A 4024-nucleotide genomic window follows, 5' to 3' on the forward strand; every position below is an offset into this window, starting at 1 on the left:
TATTCCCAAAATTAAAAATTACCGTATCGACAAGTCGATATGCGACGGTACAATAGCGTTTTCTCATACTTTTGGAATAGGAATGACGAAGCAGCGGGTGGTTTCCGTTCCTCACATGGTCGGCGCTGCTGTCGATGATTTGTCTGAAAGTACGGCCTACTGGCTGTCGACCGGTGAGTTGCCGGCCGAGTTGATTACCGGTCACAAACTGATCGATTCCGAGCACCATTTCCTGATTGGCGCCATCGCCAACTTGCGCCGGGTATGCCTTGATCACGTCAATCTGAAGGACTGCACAGGCTGCAGCCATGACCGGCAAGAGCGTTGCGAGGCCGACGTGATTGCCATGCTCGGCGATGTTTTCGCCTTTATCCTCGACCATTTCAAAACGGAAGAAATGGTCATGCGCGATTCGCTGCTGCTGATGGTCGACCGTGACGTCTGCGAGGCGCACATGGAAGATCATGCGGCGATTTCAGCAACGGTGCAGCAGATTGTTTCGTCGCTCGACTCGCAGCATATCGTTTCGCGCATCCGCGAACTGGATGCCCTGCTTGCCCGCTGGGAAACTAACCATATTGCGCTGCACGACCTGATCCTGTCGCGCTGGATTGCTCGCGAGGATTCGCTGCTCAAGGATTTGTGAGCACTCTCCGAGATTGTTCGGCTCGTGGCGCCGGCGCGGTAAAATCCGCCTTCCCGTTGTTCGAAAGCAGCCATGTCCTCCCGCCTGATTTACGGTTTTCATGCCGTTACCGCCAAACTTCGCCACGACCCGGAGTCGGTCAAGGAAATTGTCATCGATGCCACCCGCCACGATGCGCGGGCGCGTGATCTGCTCGCCCACGCCGAGTTGCAGGGCGTCAAGGTGATCGGGGCCGACGGCAAGCGGCTCGACGGCATGGCGCCGGGTGCCAGGCATCAAGGTGTTCTGGCCCTGATTGAGGGTGATCGCAAGCTGGCGCATCTCGACGATGTGCTCGATACGCTCGAAGAACCGGCATTTCTGCTCGTGCTGGATGGCATCACCGACCCGCGCAACCTCGGCGCCTGCCTGCGTGTGGCCGATGCGGCCGGTGTTCATGCCGTCATCGCACCGAAGGACCGTGCTGTCGGTCTGACCGATGTGGCGGCCAAGACGGCCTGCGGGGCGGCCGAAACGATGCCTTACGTGATGGTGACCAATCTGGCGCGGACGCTGCGCGAATTGCAGGAACGCGAGATCTGGGTAGTCGGTACGGCCGGTGAGGCGGAGAGTGATCTTTACGCCGCCGAATGGCCGAAGGCGACGGCCTGGGTGCTCGGCGCCGAAGGCGAGGGCATGCGCCGCCTGACGCGTGAAAATTGCGACCAGTTGGTCAAGATTCCGATGCACGGTTCCGTCGAAAGCCTCAACGTTTCGGTCGCAGCAGGCGTCTGCCTGTTCGAGGCGCGTCGGCGTCTGGGCTAAAAGCTAAGCTGTTTCGGCCACGACAGTGCGGTTCCGGCCCGCCTCCTTGGCCCGGTAGAGCGCCGCATCGGCAGCGGCGATCAGGGTTTCCAGACTACTCTCCGAATCGGCTATGAGGGTTGAGACGCCGAGGCTGATCGTGACCTGCGGCGCCGTTGCTGAGGCGGCATGCGGAATCTCCAGCGCCCGAATGGCCAGGCAGATGCGTTCGGCCACGGCGCGGGCGCCGGCCAGATCAGTGTTGGGCATGACGACGGCGAATTCCTCGCCACCATAGCGGGCCGTCATGTCGGCCGGGCGGAAGACGGCGGCGCCAACGGCCCCGGCCACTGCACGCAGGCACTCGTCGCCTTTCTGGTGGCCGTAGTGATCGTTGTAAAGCTTGAAGTGGTCAATGTCAGCGATCACGAATGCGAGCGAAGTGCCAGTACGCTGGCTACATTTCCATTCGAGTTGCAACTTGTCGTCCAGCGAGCGGCGATTGGCCAGACCGGTCAGGCTGTCCTTGGTTGCCAGGTTTTGCAGCGCCATTTCGGCGAGTTTCTGTTCGGTCATGTCGCGCAGTGTTTCGACGATGGCAATCAGCGTGCCCTGGTCGTCGTAAATCGGCCCGGCATCGACGGCGAGATAGCGGCGCTCGCCCTTGACCGGCATGACGCACCAGTTTTCAGCACGCAGGCCGAAGCCGAATTCGCCGGGGCTCGTGTGGGCGGCATAGAGCTCGGCGAGCTGGTCAAATTTTTCGAGTGCGATGAGGTCGGCCAGGCAGTGGCGCGGTTCATTGTAAAAGCCGCGCCAGTGGTCGCTGGTGCCCAGCATCTCAGCGGCGGGAATGCCAGTCAGGCGTTCGCAGGCGTGGTTCCAGATGGTGACCCGGCGCTCGGCGTCGAGCACGAAGGTGGGGACGACCAGGTGCTGCATGAGGCGGACCGCCATGCTGTGGTCGACGTCGCTGCCAAAGGTGTGCTTGGTATGGTTGCCGGAAGCCAACGATATTCTCCTTGCTGAGGATAAAAAATGCGTTCTCGCGGGGGAATATTGCCAGCCTGATGATCGGCCGGTCTGTTGGGGAAAGGACCTTACGCCATGACTTTGGTCGTGTCAAAGCGCGGCCGACCTTGTGCTGCCAGCGATTTCATTTTTGGCCTTTTTTTCCGGTTGACCGTGCAAGTGCCGGTAGCGGCGGACGGGTCCCCGTGGGCGCAGGGACCACCGCCTCAGCCGGCGACCCAGCCGCCGCCGAGCGCCTTGAAGAGATCAACGGCTGCACCGAGCCGGCTCTTGCGGCTGGCCAGGTACTGCAACTGGGCGCTGTTCAGCGTGCGCTGGGCGTCGAGCAGATCCATGTAGCCGGAATAGCCGGACTCGTAACGCTTCTGGGCCAGATCGAGGGCCTTTTGCGAGGAACCGACCTGAGCCGAGTAGGCGGTTTCTTCTTCGCTGTATTCGCGCAGGCCGACGATGGCGTCGTTCACTTCCTTGAAGGCGGTTTGCACGGTCTTCCGGTAGTTGGCCAGGCTTTCCTTCTGCACGGCCGTCGCCTGATCGACCCGGGCGCCGGTGCGGCCGGCGTCGAAGATCGGCATGGCGAGGCCGGCGGCAGCTGACCAGATGCCGGCGCCGCTGGTGAACAGATTGGACAGCGCCATGCTTTCGCTACCGAACAACCCGGTCAGGCTGATCGTCGGGTAGTAGGCGGCCTTGGCGACGCCAATGCGGGCGTTGGCGGCGACCAGCTTTTCCTCGGCCTGACGGATGTCCGGGCGGGCTTCGAGCAGTGCCGAGGGCAGGCCGGCCGGCGGGGTCGGCGGCAACGGCAGCTTGTCGAAGCCGGCGGCACTGATCTTGAGGCCGGGCTGGCCGCTGAGCAGGCCGATCTGGCTTTCGGACAGGGCGCGCAGCCGTTGCAACTGGCTCCACTGGGCCTGGGCGCCGTTCAGCGCGCTTTCGGCCTGGGCCAGTTCGAGGCCCGAGGCGCTGCCGGCATCGAGGCGAGCCTGGACGATCTTGAGCGCCTGCTTGCGTGATTCGAGCGTCTGGGCCGTGACTTCAATTTGGCCGTCGAGGCTGCGCAGGTTGAGGTATTCGTTGGCGACCTGGCCGACCAGCGTCAGGCGCAGGCTGTCGCGGCCGAAACGGCTGGCCAGCGCTTCAGCCCGGGCCGCTTCGTTGCTGCGCCGGATGCGGCCCCAGAGGTCGAGCTCGTAGCTCAGTGTCGCGGCAACCCGGTTGTTGTCGTAGGTGGCGCCGCCCTGTTTCCGGCCGTTGAAGGTTTCGCCGCTGCTCTTGCTGCGCCCGGTGCTGGCTTCCAGACCGACACGCGGCAGGGTGTCGGCGCCGGCTTCGCGGGCTGCCGCTTCGGCTGCTTCGAGGCGGGCGATGGCGGCTTGCAGATCCTGGTTGGCGGCCAGCGTCTGGTCGACCAGCGTGTTCAGATCGGCATCGCCGAACAGCGTCCACCACGTCGGGTTGATCGGCGCTTCAGCCGTGGCGACGGCCGCAGCCGGTTCAGGCAGGGGCGACGCCGGGCGGAAGTAGTTCGGGCCGATGGCGCAGCCGCTCAGGGCGATTGCC

The 4024-nt window shown here is 63.4% G+C and carries 4 protein-coding genes; 2 read left to right on the forward strand and 2 right to left on the reverse strand.

What is annotated here, in order from left to right; all coding sequences use genetic code 11:
- Positions 1-82: 82 nt before the first annotated feature.
- Together ADADOO_RS03095 and rlmB are read left to right on the forward strand one after the other, a co-directional pair.
- Positions 83-646, forward strand: a complete 564-nt coding sequence (locus ADADOO_RS03095) for a hypothetical protein (protein WP_511274922.1) — start codon at positions 83-85, stop codon at positions 644-646.
- A 72-nt stretch (positions 647-718) separates the two neighbouring features.
- The gene (gene rlmB / locus ADADOO_RS03100; RefSeq protein WP_226400668.1) at positions 719-1450 is read left to right on the forward strand and encodes a 23S rRNA (guanosine(2251)-2'-O)-methyltransferase RlmB; all 732 of its coding nucleotides are present in this window, start codon (positions 719-721) and stop codon (positions 1448-1450) included.
- 3 nt (positions 1451-1453) lie between these two features.
- On the opposite strand, the gene ADADOO_RS03105 is transcribed toward rlmB, so the two are convergent.
- Together ADADOO_RS03105 and ADADOO_RS03110 are read right to left on the reverse strand one after the other, a co-directional pair.
- Positions 1454-2440, reverse strand: coding sequence for a sensor domain-containing diguanylate cyclase (locus tag ADADOO_RS03105; RefSeq protein ID WP_511274924.1), 987 nt, complete (start codon positions 2438-2440; stop codon positions 1454-1456).
- A 227-nt stretch (positions 2441-2667) separates the two neighbouring features.
- Positions 2668-4024: efflux transporter outer membrane subunit (locus ADADOO_RS03110; protein WP_511274925.1), on the reverse strand; the 1357-nt coding region annotated here is incomplete at its 5' end.

Origin of the sequence: Azonexus sp. (genome assembly GCF_036170495.1) — a bacterium.
Taxonomy (GTDB): domain Bacteria; phylum Pseudomonadota; class Gammaproteobacteria; order Burkholderiales; family Rhodocyclaceae; genus Azonexus.

Bases quoted from the DNA above. Each gene is read 5' to 3' on its own strand.
- rlmB (WP_226400668.1), top strand. From the start codon at position 719: ATGTCCTCCCGCCTGATTTACGGTTTTCATGCCGTTACCGCCAAACTT.
- ADADOO_RS03095 (WP_511274922.1), top strand. From the start codon at position 83: ATGACGAAGCAGCGGGTGGTTTCCGTTCCTCACATGGTCGGCGCTGCT.